13 protein-coding genes are annotated in these 16,512 nt (G+C 41.7%); 7 read left to right on the plus strand and 6 right to left on the minus strand.

The window, feature by feature from the left end; genetic code table 11:
* Window positions 1-201: 201 nt before the first annotated feature.
* From RMX69_RS06085 to RMX69_RS06100, 4 genes are all read left to right on the plus strand, one after another.
* Complete coding sequence (locus tag RMX69_RS06085; RefSeq protein ID WP_322636840.1) at window positions 202-1,932, plus strand: diflavin flavoprotein; 1,731 nt, start codon at window positions 202-204, stop codon at window positions 1,930-1,932.
* A gap of 131 nt (window positions 1,933-2,063) precedes the next feature.
* The gene (locus RMX69_RS06090; RefSeq protein WP_289798568.1) at window positions 2,064-2,576 is read left to right on the plus strand and encodes a phosphate-starvation-inducible PsiE family protein; all 513 of its coding nucleotides are present in this window, start codon (window positions 2,064-2,066) and stop codon (window positions 2,574-2,576) included.
* Between the two features lie 151 nt (window positions 2,577-2,727).
* Window positions 2,728-4,464 carry a diflavin flavoprotein gene (locus RMX69_RS06095; protein WP_322636842.1) on the plus strand — a complete coding sequence of 579 codons (1,737 nt, stop codon included), beginning with the start codon at window positions 2,728-2,730 and terminating at the stop codon, window positions 4,462-4,464.
* A gap of 776 nt (window positions 4,465-5,240) precedes the next feature.
* Window positions 5,241-7,040, plus strand: a complete 1,800-nt coding sequence (locus RMX69_RS06100; RefSeq protein WP_322636843.1) for an iron uptake porin — start codon at window positions 5,241-5,243, stop codon at window positions 7,038-7,040.
* A 169-nt stretch (window positions 7,041-7,209) separates the two neighbouring features.
* Here RMX69_RS06100 and rpmA read toward each other — a convergent pair whose 3' ends face one another.
* Window positions 7,210-7,506, minus strand: a complete 297-nt coding sequence (gene rpmA / locus RMX69_RS06105; protein WP_289798566.1) for a 50S ribosomal protein L27 — start codon at window positions 7,504-7,506, stop codon at window positions 7,210-7,212.
* Between the two features lie 29 nt (window positions 7,507-7,535).
* On the minus strand, window positions 7,536-7,943 hold the full coding sequence (rplU, locus tag RMX69_RS06110; protein ID WP_289800080.1) for a 50S ribosomal protein L21: 408 nt from the start codon (window positions 7,941-7,943) through the stop codon (window positions 7,536-7,538).
* A 565-nt stretch (window positions 7,944-8,508) separates the two neighbouring features.
* Here rplU and RMX69_RS06115 point away from each other — a divergent pair.
* Window positions 8,509-8,742: a Nif11-like leader peptide family natural product precursor gene (locus RMX69_RS06115; RefSeq protein ID WP_322636844.1), complete on the plus strand. Its 234-nt coding sequence runs from the start codon at window positions 8,509-8,511 to the stop codon at window positions 8,740-8,742.
* Between the two features lie 294 nt (window positions 8,743-9,036).
* Here RMX69_RS06115 and RMX69_RS06120 read toward each other — a convergent pair whose 3' ends face one another.
* A complete protein-coding gene (locus tag RMX69_RS06120; protein WP_322636845.1) occupies window positions 9,037-11,253 on the minus strand; it encodes a tetratricopeptide repeat protein in 2,217 nt (738 codons plus the stop codon).
* Window positions 11,254-11,257: 4 nt separating this feature from the next.
* Window positions 11,258-11,716, minus strand: coding sequence for a hypothetical protein (locus RMX69_RS06125; protein WP_322636846.1), 459 nt, complete (start codon window positions 11,714-11,716; stop codon window positions 11,258-11,260).
* Window positions 11,717-12,033: 317 nt separating this feature from the next.
* On the opposite strand from RMX69_RS06125, the gene RMX69_RS06130 reads away from it, so the two are divergent.
* A complete protein-coding gene (locus RMX69_RS06130) occupies window positions 12,034-13,128 on the plus strand; it encodes a DNA polymerase beta superfamily protein (protein WP_322636847.1) in 1,095 nt (364 codons plus the stop codon).
* Between the two features lie 54 nt (window positions 13,129-13,182).
* On the opposite strand, the gene RMX69_RS06135 is transcribed toward RMX69_RS06130, so the two are convergent.
* Window positions 13,183-13,479, minus strand: a complete 297-nt coding sequence (locus RMX69_RS06135) for a hypothetical protein (RefSeq protein WP_094348316.1) — start codon at window positions 13,477-13,479, stop codon at window positions 13,183-13,185.
* 169 nt (window positions 13,480-13,648) lie between these two features.
* Window positions 13,649-14,773, minus strand: a complete 1,125-nt coding sequence (gene bchI, locus RMX69_RS06140; protein ID WP_289798563.1) for a magnesium chelatase ATPase subunit I — start codon at window positions 14,771-14,773, stop codon at window positions 13,649-13,651.
* Window positions 14,774-15,185: 412 nt separating this feature from the next.
* On the opposite strand from bchI, the gene RMX69_RS06145 reads away from it, so the two are divergent.
* The gene (locus RMX69_RS06145) at window positions 15,186-16,451 is read left to right on the plus strand and encodes a glycoside hydrolase family 10 protein (protein ID WP_322636848.1); all 1,266 of its coding nucleotides are present in this window, start codon (window positions 15,186-15,188) and stop codon (window positions 16,449-16,451) included.
* Window positions 16,452-16,512 lie beyond the last annotated feature (61 nt).

Here is a 16,512-nt window from a genome sequence, read left to right on the forward strand (position 1 = left end):
AGATTCTAACTGATTATTTATATTTTCTCACATTTATTATTGATGGTAAACATTGACTAATTCAATGGTAAATCAATCTAAATGATGAATAAAAGTTTCTGATGATTAGCTTTAGAAATTGGCATTTTACTAATTGAGTATTTCAGGTAAATATAAGAAACATCAACCTCGCTTCATATAACAATCTTTTTGGAGAAAACAATGGTTGCACTCATAGAGCTTACTCAAGCTACTCCCAACCCAGGACGTTTGACAGTTGAAACTGTTGAAATTGCTCCTCAAACGACTGCTATTCGTTGTCTAGACTGGGATAGAGAACGTTTTGATGTCGAGTTTGGTCTACGGAATGGTACTACTTATAATTCTTTTTTAATTCAGGGAGAAAAAGTTGCTTTAGTTGACACATCTCACCGTAAGTTTGAGGAATTATATCTTGAGATAGTGGTGGGATTAATCGATCCAACTAAAATAGATTATTTGATTATTAGCCACACAGAACCCGATCACAGTGGCTTAGTGAAAAATATTTTGCAATTAGCTCCTTCCATTACTATTGTCGGTGCTAAGGTAGCTATTCAATTTTTAGAAAATATGGTTCACCAGCCTTTTAAATCAATGCAGGTGAAAAGTGGAGAGCGATTAGATTTAGGCAACGGGCACGAATTAGAATTTATCTCTGCACCTAACTTACACTGGCCTGACACAATCTTCACTTATGACCACAAAACTAGCACTCTCTACACCTGCGATGTGTTTGGGATGCACTACTGTGATGACCATACTTATGATGAAAATATCACCTTACTTGAGGAAGACTTTCAATATTATTATGATTGTTTGATGGGGCCTAATGCTCGGTCTGTCCTGGCAGCTTTAAAGCGAATTGAAAAGTTAGAAATAACAACAGTTGCTACAGGACATGGCCCTTTATTAAAACACTATATATCTGAATGGCTCGGACGGTATCAAAACTGGAGTTTAGAACAGGCAAAAACAGAGACTTTAGTAGCTCTATTTTATGTTGAAGATTACGGTTATAGCGAGCAGTTAGTCCGTACTATAGCTCATGGATGCGCGAAAACAGGTGCGGCGGTAGAATTAGTTCCTCTCAATAGTTCAGAACCTCAAGAAGTTCGAGAATTAGTTGCACAATCTTCTGGTTTAGTAATTGCAATGCCACCCCAATCTTCGGTGATGGTTCAAGCGGCTTTAAGTACGATTTTAGCTGCTGTTCACAAAAAACAGGCTGTTGGTTTATTAGAGTCTGGAGGTGGAGAAGATGAACCCATTTATCCTTTACGTAATAAGTTTCAAGAATTGGGATTAACTGAAGCTTTTCCACCTATCTTAGTTAAGGAAATTCCTACTCAAGCAACGGAACAGCTTTGTGATGAAGCGGGGACAGATTTGGGTCAATGGTTGAACCGCGATCGCACCATAAAACAGATAAAATCTATCAATACCGAGTTAGAGAAAGCTTTAGGGCGGATTAGCACAGGATTATACATTGTTACCGCCAAAAAAGGAGAAATTCAAAGTGCAATGTTTGCTTCTTGGGTGACACAAGCGAGTCTTGAGCCTTTAGGAGTTGCGATCGCAGTATCTAAAGATCGGGCAATTGAATCTTTAATGCACGTTGGCGATCGCTTTGTTTTAAATGTTTTAGAAGAAGGCAAATATCAAGGATTAATGAAACATTTCCTCAAACGTTTTGCTCCTGGTGCAGATAGATTTGCGGGAGTGAAAACATATCCAGCTAAAAATGAATCGCCCGTTTTAGCTGAAGCTTTAGCTTACATGGAATGTGAAATCACTAGCCGCATGGATTGTGGAGATCATTGGGTAATTTATAGTACAGTCCAAACTGGAAGGGTCGCCAAACTAAATGCACTTACCGCCGCTCATCACCGCAAAATTGGCAATCATTATTAAATAGTCATTTGTCATTGGTCATTCTCCTTGTCCCCTTGCCTCCCTTATTTTCCCTGCTTACCACAGACGCGATGAATCGCGTCTCTACCCATTCTTGTACAGACGCGATGAATCGCGTCTCCCAAAAAACTATGTATAAATCTGTTGAAAATACCCCGATTAGCATGTACGAAATCAATCGTGGTCGCGTTGTGCGAACCTTGGAATTTATCCAAGATGTGATTGTGATTTGTTTGTGTATTGGTTTATTTAGCTTTATGGTGCTTCAGGTGAGAGATATGTTTCTCTCCTTACTTCCACCTCTAGATTTTCATGCTGTTACTGCCGATATTCTCTTTTTACTTATCTTAGTTGAGCTATTCCGATTGTTAATTATTTACCTACAGGAACATCGAGTATCTATTGGGGTAGCTGTTGAAGTTTCCATTGTTTCCGCTTTGCGAGAAGTCATTGTTAAAGGTGTTCTAGAAACAAGTTGGAGTCAAGTTTTAGCAACTTGTGCTTTTTTATTAGTCCTGGGAGTACTATTGTTCCTCCGAGTTTGGCTACCCCCTACCTTTGAAGGTATCGATCCCGAACAAGAGATATCTAAACGCTATAAAAGCCGAGCCAAGTCTGAATTAATACAAAACAATGGTCATTAAAAATAGGGAGTAGGCTTGCCATGAGCGTAGTCGAACGGGAGTGGGTAGAGACGCGATTAATCGTGTCTGTAGAAAGGAGAATCTTCTGCCATGTCCAACACCCAATTCCTAATTCCTAATTCCCAATTCCCCATTATTAACAGAGGTTATTATGTCTGTCGCTACATTAACACCCAACCATAGCAGAGATGTACAAGTTGCTGAAATTGGTAAAAATACTCTGATTTTGCGATCGCGGACTTGGGACAGATTAAAATTTGAGGTGGAATATTCCCGCCAACGAGGGACTACAGCAAATTCTTATCTGATTCAAGCTGATAAAAAGGCTTTAATTGACCCTCCCGGCGAATCTTTTACCGAAATTTACCTTGAGCAACTTGCACAACATCTAGATTTCATCTCCCTCGATTACATTGTTCTCAGTCATGTCAACCCGAACCGCAGAGCAACCTTGCGAGTATTGCTCTCTCTGGTTCCTCAAGCTACTCTCATTTGTTCTCGCCCCGCCGCCAATGCTCTCAAAACCGCTTTTCCCGAATTTGAATCACCTATTCAAGCGATGCGATCGCAGGATACTCTAGATTTAGGACAAGGACATCTTTTATCATTTATCACCGTACCGACTCCCCGCTGGGCGGATGGACTTTGTACTTATGATGCCGCCACAAAAATTCTCTACACAGACAAACTTTTCGGCGCTCATATTTGCGAAGATACTTTGTTTGATGAAGATTGGAAGGGTTTAGATGCGGAACGTCGTTACTATTTTGAATGTCTCCATGCCCCCCAAGCGAAACAAGTCGAAGTAGCTTTAGATAAAATATCGCTTTTGGGAGCCAGATGTTATGCCCCAGCACACGGGCCAGTTGTGCGTTACAGCTTGAGTCGTTTTACTTATGATTACCGTCAATGGTGTCAAGGACAAAAATCTCAAGAATTGAGTGTCGCTTTGCTTTATGCTTCTGCTTATGGAAATACAGCAACTCTGGCGAATGCGATCGCTCAAGGTTTGATCCAAAATGGAGTTAATGTAGAATCGATTAACTGTGAACTAGCCGATTCTGCGGAGATTAACCGCATTGTAGAATCCTGTGATGGTTTGATTATCGGCTCACCCACATTAGGCGGCCATGCACCAACTCAAATTCAAACTGCTTTAGGAATAGTTCTCTCGGTGGCGGTTAAAACTAAGTTAGCAGGGGTGTTTGGTTCTTATGGCTGGAGTGGCGAGGCAATAGATTTAATCGAAAGCAAGCTCAAAGATGCTAATTATCAACTAGGGTTTGAAACAATTCGGGTGCGTTTCAGTCCGACTCCTGAGATTCTTCAGCAGTGTGAAGAAGCCGGTGCTTTTTTTGCCCAAAACTTGAAGAAAACCAAAAAACTGCGGACTTCCCGCCAGATTGTCACAGAAACCCATGTAGATCGTACCGAACAAGCGGTGGGTCGGATCGTCGGTTCTCTGTGTGTTGTGACAACTCGTGATGAAGAAACTCACAAAGGGGTTTTAACTTCTTGGGTATCTCAGGCAACTTTTAACCCACCAGGAATTATGATTGCGATCGCTAATGAGCAGAATGCAGAGTTAATGCATCATCCTGGTGATAAATTTGTGCTAAATATCCTCAAAGAAGGAAGAAATGTCCGACGCTATTTTTCTCGTCATAGCACTTTAGGAGATAATCCCTTTGCAAATCTTGCTACAAAAACGGCTCTGAATGGTTGTTTGATTTTGAATGAGGCATTAGCCTATTTAGAATGTACAGTGCAAAATCAGCTAGAATGTGGCGATAGATGGTTAATTTATGCCGTCATCGATCGCGGTGAAGTGTTAGAAAATGATGGTGTCACTGCTTTGGAGCATCGAAAATCTGGCAGCTATTATTAATCTGACTGTTCACTCTTGGCTAAAAAACCTCTTTCTTTGTAAAGCTACGGTATATACACAAGTCTTTTAGAGTTGCAATGGCATTGTTTTAGCTAACAATGCCATTGTTTCGTCTGAAAATAAACTCATTATTGATTGCACGAATGATATCATGTCCGCATAATTAGTTATGATTTCCACAGTCATTGCACCCCACCCCCAGCCCCTCCCCGCTCTTCGGGAGGGGAGACAAAGCGCAGCTTTGGCGGGGTGGGGTTCTTGGGGTTTAGTAAGTAATCAAGCGGACATGATATGAGCGGATTATATATTTTAATATTATCAAAAAGCTACTTATTATAATATTATTTAATATAATGACTATTATTTGTATTATATAGTAAAAACATTAAAAATGTTTATTTTTGTAAAAAATACATGGTAAAGTAGCACTTATCAAAACTATAGTGTATCTATAAAGTTTAAGTAGTTTAAAAATTACAAAAAGCATTTTTTAAAATAATGAAGTCCTTACTCATGACTAAGTAATTGTTGAAATTTCAATTTTGAGCTTGATAAAAGCTACAACTATTCTCAGCCGATGCATCGACTGAGATATTCCTATGTGAACTCTGTACAAAGTAATTTTGTGCAGCATAAGTTCGCATGTTTAATCGGCAAACTCCCAACAAAAAGAGTATTTAATTCTTGAGAGATTGTTTTTGCTGGTTAGCTTTAACTTGTGAATAATTAGTATTCACAAAAAACGTGGTGTTTTCTTTTGTGTGTGAGGAATGGGTATGAATTACTACAATTTAATGTATACGGGAAGAGTCAGTTGCCTGTGCTTACTTACTGCTTTAATTTCACTGGGTGCATCTCCAGCAAATGCTCAACTCAGTGCAGACAATCCTGTAAACAATCTTGATAGCGCAGACAAAGACAACAGTAGCGTCTTTTCAACTAATTCTAATTTTCAAGAATCGAATGCGATCGCTCAAGTAAACTCTGTATCTCAACTATCTGATGTTAAGACAACAGATTGGGCTTTTCTTGCACTGCAATCGGTAGTGGAACGTTACGGTTGCATTGTGGGATATCCTGACAGTACTTATAAAGGAAATCGCGCCTTAAGCCGTTATGAATTTGCTGCGGGATTGAATGCTTGCTTAGATAGAATCAACGAACTGATTGCTACTAGTACTGGTGATTTAGTTAAGAAAGAAGATTTAACTACTCTCCAAAAACTTCAAGAACAATTTGCATCTGAACTTGCAACATTGCGTGGTCGAGTAGATGCCTTAGAAACTCACACAGCTACCTTAGAGAAGCAACAGTTTTCTACGACAACTAAACTTAATGGCGAAGCGATTTTTTCTTTGTCCACAGCCACAGGTGGAGAACCAGGCAGCCAAGATGCTAAATTAGCCTTCAATAATCGCGTCCGGCTCAATCTTACCAGCAGCTTTAACGGCAGTGATTTGTTGATTGTTGGACTCCAAGCTTACAACTTTAGATCGAGCGGTTCATTTTATGAAAGAGGAACCATTCAAGGCCAATTATTGCCAAATTCAAGTTTTCTTGGCGCAGGTTCAACCAAGTTAAGCTTTGAACCTCAATTTCCTGGCTTTAACGCCCAGACATTACAACCTGATGGCGGAGCAAACTCAGTTAGTCTTTACAAGCTAGCTTATGTCTTACCGTTGTCTCAGAAATTCGTTGTCTTTGGTGGAACTAATGCAGAGATTACAGATGTTTTTCCTGCCATCACTCCCTACGCCAGCGATAGCCAAGGTGCAATCTCTCGATTTGCAGGTTATAACGCTGCTGTCAGAATTACAGGAGGCACTTCTGGTACGGGTTTATTAGCGGGTGCTGGTTTTTTGTGGAATCCTTCAAAACAAGTAGGACTCGGAGTTATCTATGGTAGTGGTTCCGCTCCAATATCAGAAGATCGTGGTCTTTTGAACACACCTTTGGGAGCAGGTGTCTTTAACGGCACACAAGCGATCGCTGCCCAACTAACCCTCAAACCAATCTCAACTATTGATATTGGCATCAACTATGCACACAGCTACCACACAATCAATATTCTAGGTACAGGCTTGGGTAGTGCAGATATTGCTTCTATTCGATTTACTCCCAATGCAGCACAACTAGCGAGGTTTGGTGGTGACGCGACACTAGCAACTCTTGATGAGCCAATCAATGTAAATTCTGTGGGTGCAACGGTAACGTGGCGGTTTGCGCCGAAAACATCCTTGTCGCTATCAGGTGCATTGCTTTTTGCTAATCTCTCGAATGTAGATGCCTCAACAACCTTTAGTAGCTGGTCGGCTGGGTTGCATTTTAGAGATATATTCCATGAAGGGAACACCGCCGCCGTTATTTTTGGACAGCCACTTTACCGAGAATCTGTAGCGGGAATTGCTTCTCGTCCAGAAGACGCGACTCCCTATCATTTAGAAACATTTTATAACTATCGGGTTAATGACAATATCTCCATTACCCCTGGTGTATATTTCATCTTCAGCCCGGAAGGGTTTAGTACTAATGACACAGCAATTGTAGGCGCACTTCGCACAACTTTTACTTTCTAGTAGTTTACTTTTGTGACGCAAGCGGGGTAAGGGGGAAGGGGGAAGGGGGAAAGAAATAAAATTTTCCCTTTCCCTTTAACCTTTACCCTTTTCCCTAAGAATGCAAAAATATATTTTTGCAAGAGGTCTCTTAACTTGGCACCAACCGCAGGATACTTACCCTAATACTCTAACTTGCTACTGCTTCAGCAGGGGCTGTCTCAGCAGCAGTTATGGGTAAATAAACACTAACTTTTTTACGAGTTTTGCCCTTTCTCTCAAACATTACAACACCGTCGATTAAGGCAAACAAAGTGTCATCGCTACCAATACCGACGTTGTTACCAGGGTGGAATTTGGTGCCGCGTTGACGCACGAGAATGTTTCCTGCACGTACAACTTGACCGCCATAACGCTTGACACCCAGACGTTGGGCATTAGAATCACGACCGTTGCGTGTACTACCTGTTCCTTTCTTATGAGCCATAATTTCCTCTTGTGTATCTACTTCTTTTATTATTCAGCAGCGGTTTCAACTTCTTCAGCAGCGGTGTTATCTAGAACTGGGGTTTCCTTCTCCGGTTCTCCTTGGGCAGCAAACACTGCACCGTTGAGGGTGATGGAGTCAATCATAAGTCTGGTAATTTCCTGACGATGCCCCCGTTTTTTGCGGGTTTTCTTTTTCGGCTTCATTTTGTATACCAGGACTTTACGACCTCTGTAATGTCGCATTACAGTCCCTTCTACAGTCGCACCTGTTACTAATGGCTGTCCAATGGTGACTTCGCCATCGTGCTGCACGAGTAATACGGAATCTATTGTAACTTTTTCATCTGGTTCGATCGCCAGCAGTTCAATGTCGTAAAACCGCCCTGGCTCTACTCGTATTTGTTTGCCGCCAGTTTCAATAATCGCGTAGGTCATGGAATTGTCCTTGAGGTTGCCGTACAGGTAGCTGGTTTTTATCTCCTGTAGAGATGCTTTTGCCAGCCTTTGTAATATGTCTACCTGATCCGAGCAGGAATTAGACAGACAATCTAACATACTATTTTATTCATAGGCGTCAAGTCAAGCTCTAAATTGCTATCTGGTCAGCCTGAAGATGAGAAATCAGTTAATTACTTTGTGCGATCGCTCATTTTCCAAGAGTGGGGAGAAATTAGCCAACTGTCGTCATAAGTGTAGACATAGAGCGTTCGTTGTAGACATCGCCTACTCGCACGAATGTAAATTGTATTTATAAGAAGTCAGAACAAATACTTTTAAATAAAAATTGCTACTATCTGAGGGCTGAATCTTCCAAAAATTAACATTAGTTAGTATTAGCTTAAAAGTTATATTTTGTTATCAAAATCAACACATTCTTATTCTTTGTTTTAAGATGAAATATACGGTGTCTCATCTAGAAATCCTTTACAAAAGTTAGTGAATCCTCAAGAGTTAAACTATCACATTCAAACCTGATATTTCAAACAGGAGATTGATTGTTATGACACAGCAAAATGCTGCCCGACTTTTTCAAGCTGTAAAACAAGATCAAGCGTTACAGCAAAGACTCAAAGCAACAGCCGATCCAGAAGCCTTCATCAAAATTGCTCAAGAGCGTGGCTATGATTTCACCGCCAGAGAACTGGATAGTGAAATCAGCAAATTATCTGAAGAAGATTTAGCCGCCATTGTCAACCCAGGATGGGGGAATAGACGCCACATTTATCCTAGATAATTCTTGTTCTAGGAAACCGAAAGTATAAAAAAACTGAATTGACAAGTTTTGCTCCATAAGGGGATAGCGTTGCATCATCTCCTTTAGGGGCATTTCTGTTAAACTAACTACAGTTTTGTGTAAAACGTGTAGCGTTTTTAATGGAGGGAAACGCATTAACATTCCAGGACAATTCATTGGTATTTCATCGGGATGCTTTAACAATGAAAGCCAACTCATTAACAGGGTTTTAGCAATTTTTGGTGATGGCGACAAGGCAGAAGCTAGAGGCGTTTATAATTGTAAGCCCAGCATCTACTTCCCTACTAAAGCCCGAAACTGCTCATCCTTGCGGATGTTATCAAAATCGGAATCTGTTTTTGCATCCTCCCGAAGCTTTGCATCTAATTGGATTGCTTGTTGCAAATTCTCGATCGCTTCCTTGAACTCTCTTTTTAAGCTGTAAACACCAGCTTTATTGTAGTAAGCAAAAGCAGCGTTCGGGTTGAGTTCGATCGCTTTGTTGAAGTCTGCAAGAGCTTGGGTGTAGTTGCCCTGCTTAGTGTAAGCTGCCCCGCGAGCATTGTAAGCACCAGCATAGCCTTGCTTGAACTCGATGGCTTTGTCGTAGTTCAAAATAGCTTGACTGTAGTTACCCTGATTGTAGTAATCACTTCCCCAATTGTAGTAAGCTTCAGAAAAGTCCCTCTTGAGTTCGATGGCTTTGCTGTAGTCTGCAAAAGCTTTAGTGAAGTTACCCTGATTTCCGTAAACATTCCCCCGACCGTTGTAAGCATGAGCATCGTTGGGGTTGAGTTCGATGGCTTTGTTATAGTCTGCAAAGGCTTGGGTGAGGTTGCCTTGCTTTGCATAAACATTCCCTCGATTGTTGTAAACTATACCAGAGTTCTGATCAAGTTCGATAGCTTTGTTAAAATCTACGAGGGCTTTGTCGAAATTGCCCTGCTCAAAGTGAGCCATGCCTCGATTGTTGTAAGCCTCAATAGAGTTCTCATTGAGTTCGATAGCTTTATCATAGTCTGCAAAGGCTTTGGTGTAATTGCCCTGACCAACATAAGCAACTCCACGATTATAGTAAGCCTCAATAAGGTTGGAATTGAGTTTGATCGCTTTGTTGTAGTTTATGATAGCTTGGGCAAAGTCGCCCTGAGCGACGTAAACATTCCCCCGACCGGTGTAAGCCTCAGCATTGTTTGGCTTGAGTTCGATAGCTTTGTTAAAGTCTACGAGAGCTTGAGTATATTTGCCCTGGTTCCTGTAAACAATCCCCCGACCGTTGTAAGCTTCAGCAAGGTTCGGATTGAGGTTGATGGCTTTGTTGTAGTCTGTAAAAGCTTGGGTATAGTTGCCCTGCTTTGCGTAAGTATTACCTCGATTGTTGTAAGCCTCAACAAAGTCCGGCTTGAGTTTTATGGCTTGGTTGTAGTCTGCGATCGCTTCGTTGAAATTGCTATTGTTGTAATAACAAACCCCACGGTAAAAATAAACGGCTTCTTTATTTAGAGTAGATACATTGGTTTCTGATACCTGATGTAAGGCATTTTTGAAACGGGGGATGGCTTCCTTCCACTCTCCTGCGGCATATCGCACCATGCCTAGTGTAAAAAGTGTAAAATAATATGTTTGGTTTTGATTTGTTTTAAGCAGGAAACCGAAAGAATTAGCGTTAGCGGTTACTGGAGTTGATTCAGTTTTGAGGGATCTGATGTCTTGTACAGTTTCGCCTTTCTGTTTAGGGAAATAGGTTGGCGATCTAAGTAGCTCAAAATTAACAGTCATGTCAGAATCAGGGACATTACTGTACCAACCCCAGATGACAATAGTTGCTTTCTTCTGCTCTCCTTCTGCACGAGCAACGTCGCTGCCTTTCTGGTCGGGAATGGTTTTTCCTAGAGGTTTCACCGCGACATCTGAGTATTCTTTAGTAACATACTCCAGATCTCTTCTAAGTCTTGCACCCACTTTATGCTCTTCTTCACTCGATCCGTCAAATTCAGCAACTAGCACAAGAACTTTGGGCGGAGGGAGCGATCGCCACACGAAAAATCCGCCAAAGGTCAGCAGGGGAATGGCGAAGATTCCGACAATTGCTAAACGACGTGTTCGTTGACGCGATCGCTGCTTAATTTGTTGTGCTTTCACCAACTCCGAGTCAGACTGCTCAGAGCTTGGAGCGCTTTTATCCTGAACTTCCGGTTTCCAGAACCAGGCATAGTACAGGCAAGTCAGCGATAGCAAACCACTGCCAATGATTATCAGCAGCAGTGTCGTAAAATCAGCACCGTTCTGCCATAAGCGAATGAATCCCCCAATCAAACAGGTGAGATACGCCGAGTTTGCCACAAACTGAACAAAACGTAGGTGATGACTGTTGAATGGCAGCCCCAGATACACAATCTTTTGAACAATCTGACCAATCTGGATGTCTCGTGCTATGACGTTGTTAAAGGCATTTTGATTGATTCGCTTGTGAGAATGATTTGCTTCGGAAGGATCTTTATCAGAACGCATGGTACTAGCTCTCCTGAGACAAATTGCCCAACCTGATATTTTGCGCCTTCACATCGGTGAACATTTCCTGCTCCACCGAACTGGCGCGACTCGCCTTCTGGGTTATATTTTCAGCTTCCAGGTTGCCCGATACCTCAATACCCCTGAATATCATCTGACGCACTACGTCAGATGCTTGCAATTGAGCCAGCAAATCGTTTAATTCAGCAGCAAATCCAGCATCCTCTTCCATCTGTGCCGCTAACTCTGCCTTCACTAGGTTAACGTTTGCCTCAGTGGGTTGCTTCTCTGCCCGTGTCAGCAGTCCTTCAGTTCCTGCTGCTTTGAATTTATTCCTGACTGTTGTAATTAATTGACTCACCATCTTGGAAACGCCTGTCCCCAGTGATTTTCCTCCTTCCTTCACCGCTTCTGAGAAGAACACGGTGGCGATCGTTGTAGCAGTAAATGTGATTGGCTCCACGTTTACAACCCCTCAGAAAATCACTGTATTTTACCTTGAATTGCGCGATCGTCCTTGAAATTTCAGTAATTTTTCCAGTGTATCAAGCGAATAAACAGTTTTCTCCCTCACAGTTAAGTGTTGCGGCTTGCAATTATAAACGCCTCTGCCTTGTCATCACCAGAAGTGCATTTTCCTTTTTGCTTATTTCAAGCAAATAATACAAACAAAGACAACTTAGTATTTGTCATTTTTCATTTATCCCGCTACCCCTCTACTTTCCATCTCGCCACCTGCTTAACTCATGAGTTAGGATGACTATATTTTAATCAGGTGATATGAAAAGAATAGAAGTTGAGCAAAGAACTATTTTAATTGGTTTGGCTGGTAGCCACGGCTATGGTTTAAATCGTCCTGATTCCGACTTTGATTATCGGGGAGTATTTATTGCACCCAAAAGGTACTATTTGGGATTCGATCGGATAGAACAAAAAGATACTGGTTGGGATGAACCAGGAATATTTCCATTCGTTGATGGTAACAAAGACACAGTTATATATGAATTAAGAAAAATCCTCCAGTTATTAGCAGGTGCAAACCCCAATGTTTTAGAATTGCTCTGGTTAAATAACTATCCTTTTTTAAACGCAGTTGGACAGCATTTAATAGATCGTAAACAGTTATTTTTGAGCAAGAAGGTAAAACATACTTACACTGGTTATGCTTTTGCCCAAATCAAAAAGATGGAAACTCATCGGAAGTGGTTGTTAAAGCCACCGCAAAAAAAACCGATACCATATGATTTCGCTATAGAAGATGAAGCACCTCTGAGCAAAGATGAGCTAAATGCTTTTCTGGAGTATCTTTATAATTTAATCAGAGGACGGATTGAGTTTTTAGAAGAAGCAGAACAATTATATCAATTGCTGACAGCAGATATTGATTTTAAAGGAGTGTTAAAACAATATACTTTACCTGATGAAACTTTGGAATATACCCAAAAGTTAACTAATAGCCGTAAAGATTTTATTCGTCTGCTTCAGAAAAGTCAAAGCTATCAAATAGCTTTAAGAGAATGGAAGGCTTACTTATCTTGGCAGGAGAATAGAAATCCGGCTAGAGCAGAAATGGAAAGAAAGTCGGGTTTTGACCTGAAACATGGGATGCACTGCATTAGATTGTTACGCAGTGGAGTAGAAATATTGCGGCGAGGTGAAGTGATTGTAGATAGGAGAATAGCTGGTGATGTTGAAGATTTAAAAGCTATTTTAAAAGGTGAGTATTCTTATGAACAGGTGATGAAAATAGCAGAAGATTTGGTCGCCGAAATGGAACTTGTGTGCGAACAATCTGCGCTACCTCATAAACCTGATTTGGAGCAAATTAATGAGTTATGTATGGAATTGGTGGAAATGCAAAAATGGAGTCATTAGTCATTGGTGCTTACAACTAACAAAAAACAAAGGACTAATGACTAATGACAAATTTTAAAGAGTGTACATTAAATCAGCAAAGCCATAGAGGCTGATGATGAGTAATAGGGATGCTGTTAGTTGGGTAATTCGTGTTTGGGGTGAGGGAGCGATCGCTTCCCGCACTAAGATGGAAATAGATGCCCCAACTACTAAGCTCAAGCCTAAGATTAAATAGGGTATGTCAGGTAAAATACTGGCTATTGCCAGCATTGCGATCGCTAATAAGAGCATCAATAATTCTACAAACCTGGGCGGGTTGTATTGGCTAGATAGAACAAAGCTGTTGAACCAAAAAGACCAAAATCTCATATTTCAGTACTGAGTTAGAAGTTAGGAGTTAGGAGTTAGGAGTTATATATAGTCAGTGCTGAGTGAGGAATTAAATAAAGTTGTGAGATATGAAGCAGCTTTCCATTCAAAACTCTTAACTATTAATTCTTCACCGGAGGCGGAGCATTTCCGGCTCCGCTTCTAACTTTTAACCCCTAGCTCCTAACTTTTGACCTGTGCCGTTCTTTTGTGCAGTATCACTTTCTGGTAGTTCGACGCCAAAGACGCGGCTAAAAACTTTGGCGACTTTATAGCCAGAATCAATCGATTCTAAAGGGTCTTTCCGCAGTCTGTGACGCAAGCATAGCGTAATTACGCGATGAATATCATCAACTGTAACTTCAGTGCGTCCTTCATAAGCTGTTAACGCTTTGGCGGCGCGGTTACTAACAATATCACCCCGCAAACCATCCACATCTAGTTCTGAACAGACTTCAGAAATTTTCACCCGCAGATCGTAGTCAATTTTCACTTCTGGCAAAAGCTGTTGAGCATTGACAATTTGCTGTTGTAATGCTTCTTGCTGGGGTTTGTAATTTTCGAGAAATACTGGCGGGTTTTGGTCAAAATCCGCCCGTTGTTCCACGATTTGCACCCGCAAAGCTGGTTCTTTGACGGTGTGAATTTCTGCGTGCATCCCAAAGCGATCGAGCAGTTGAGGGCGTAGTTCGCCTTCTTCGGGGTTTCCAGAACCCACAAGCACGAAACGCGCTGGATGACGAATAGAAATACCTTCTCGTTCTACAGTGTTCCATCCGCTGGCAGCGGAGTCGAGTAATACGTCTACAAGGTGGTCATCTAGTAAGTTGACTTCATCCACATAGAGAATGCCCCGGTTAGCCTTTGCCAGCAGCCCTGGTTCAAAAGCTTTGACACCTTCAGATAAAGCTTTCTCGATGTCGATTGTGCCACAAACTCGGTCTTCTGTAGCTCCTAGCGGCAGGTCTACCATTTGAACTTTTTTGTGAGCTACGGGAATTTCCGCCCCTTGTTCTAACAGTTGGCGGACTTCATCGCTCATCAAGTCGGGGTCGCTAGGATCGCTACTGAAGGGGTCATTAGCAACCACAGAAATTTCTGGTAGCAGATCCGCCAGCGCCCGGATAGTTGTGGATTTCCCGGTGCCGCGATCGCCCATAATCATTACACCCCCAATTTTGGGGTCAATCACGTTCAATAGCAGCGCCAGTTTCATTTCTTCCTGGCCCACAATTGCCGTAAAAGGAAATACTACGCGACGCGCACTTGCCGTGGATTGAGCAGTTGGACTCACTAAATTACCTTAACAATATTTTTCTTATTACAGTTCTTTATTGTGACACAGGTAGGGCGTGGGGGAATGTGAAGATCGGGAGTAGGGAGTAGGGGGGCAGAGGGCAGGGAGCAGGGGGCAGGGGAGCAGGGGAGATGAGGGAGATGAGCGGACAAGGGGATAAACAAAACTCCTAACTCCTAACTCATTACTCCTAACTCATTACTCATTACTCAGCACTCCTAACGCCCAATGCCCCATTCCCTATTCCCCATTCCCCATACCAATATCTATTGGGCACAAATGCTTATTAGCTGCGTCAACTATCTTAATTTGTCTGTTTTAGTTTTTTTGGTGCAAAAGTTCCATAAGCAAGGAACGAACAACTACCAACTCATCAATTCTGTACTAAGCATAAATACTTGTAGACTATATGGTTAGTAGATTCAATCGTAAAAGCGAACAATGGCGTGTGTGGGTAGCTAATGCATCATTCAAATTTATGAAATCACCTTTTATTGTCCAAAGTCGGCGGCGACTACTCAAGTCTTTTTTTCCCATTCTCATTTTAATATCGTTTATTAGTGTATTGTTGGTGGACAGTTTCACCCCTGCCATCGCACAGTTACCCCGTCAGGAAATTCGCGGGGTTTGGATGACCACTAATGATTTTGACACCCTCAAAAATCGGGACAAGGTGCAGGATGCAGTGAGTCAACTGCGGCGGATGAATTTCAACACAATTTATCCTGTGGTGTGGAATTCTGGCTATGTAATGCATCCTAGTGCGATCGCACAACGTGCAGGCATTCAACCTTTTGTCTACAAAGGTTCAGATGGACATGATATTCTCGCAGACTTGATTAACCAAGCCCATCGTAAAGGATTGCTAGTGATTCCCTGGTTTGAGTTTGGTTTCATGGCTCCCCCAACCTCAGAACTAGCAATGAATTACCCGGATTGGTTCACACAAAAGCGGGATGGTAGCCAAACTTCAAACAGTGCAGCTGGTGAGGTAATGTGGCTTAATCCGTTCCATCCAAAAGTGCAACAGTTCATCACCAATCTAGTGCTGGAAACTGTTACTCAATATGATGCCGATGGCATTCAGTTTGACGATCACATGAGTTTACCTCACGAATTTGGTTACGACCAATATACAGTTGCTTTGTACACCAAAGAAACGAAGAATCCTCCCCCAAAAAATCCCCAAGATGCGACATGGGTAAAGTGGCGAGCAGATAAGATTACGGCATTCATGGTAAAACTTAATCAAGCTGTGAAGCAGAGAAAACCCCAGGCGATTTTCTCTGTTTCTCCTAATTACTATGATTTTGCTTACAAGTTTCACTTGCAAGATTGGCTGAGTTGGATGCGACAAAATATTGTGGACGAGTTAATTGTGCAAATTTATCGTCCCGATCTAAAAAGTTTTGTGGCAAATATTTCCCGCGCAGAAATTCAAGAAGCGCAGCAAAGAATTCCAACTGGAGTTGGCATTATGACAGGGTTACGAAATAACCCAGTTCCCATACAGCAAATTAAGTCTCAGGTGCGGGCTGCCCAAGAACGCGGTCTTGGCGTAACCTTCTTTTATTATGAAAGTCTTTGGAACGATGCTCTAGAATCTTTAACTGAGCGACAAGCTGGATTTGAAAATCTTTTTCCATCTCCTGCACTCCGGGCCAGAGTTGAATAACTTTTCTGTTTAAGATGATGTTAATGAGTTCGTAGTAAGGACTAAAGTCCTTTTTTTTTTA

This window comes from Nostoc sp. EspVER01 (assembly GCF_034530635.1).
Classification (GTDB): domain Bacteria; phylum Cyanobacteriota; class Cyanobacteriia; order Cyanobacteriales; family Nostocaceae; genus Nostoc.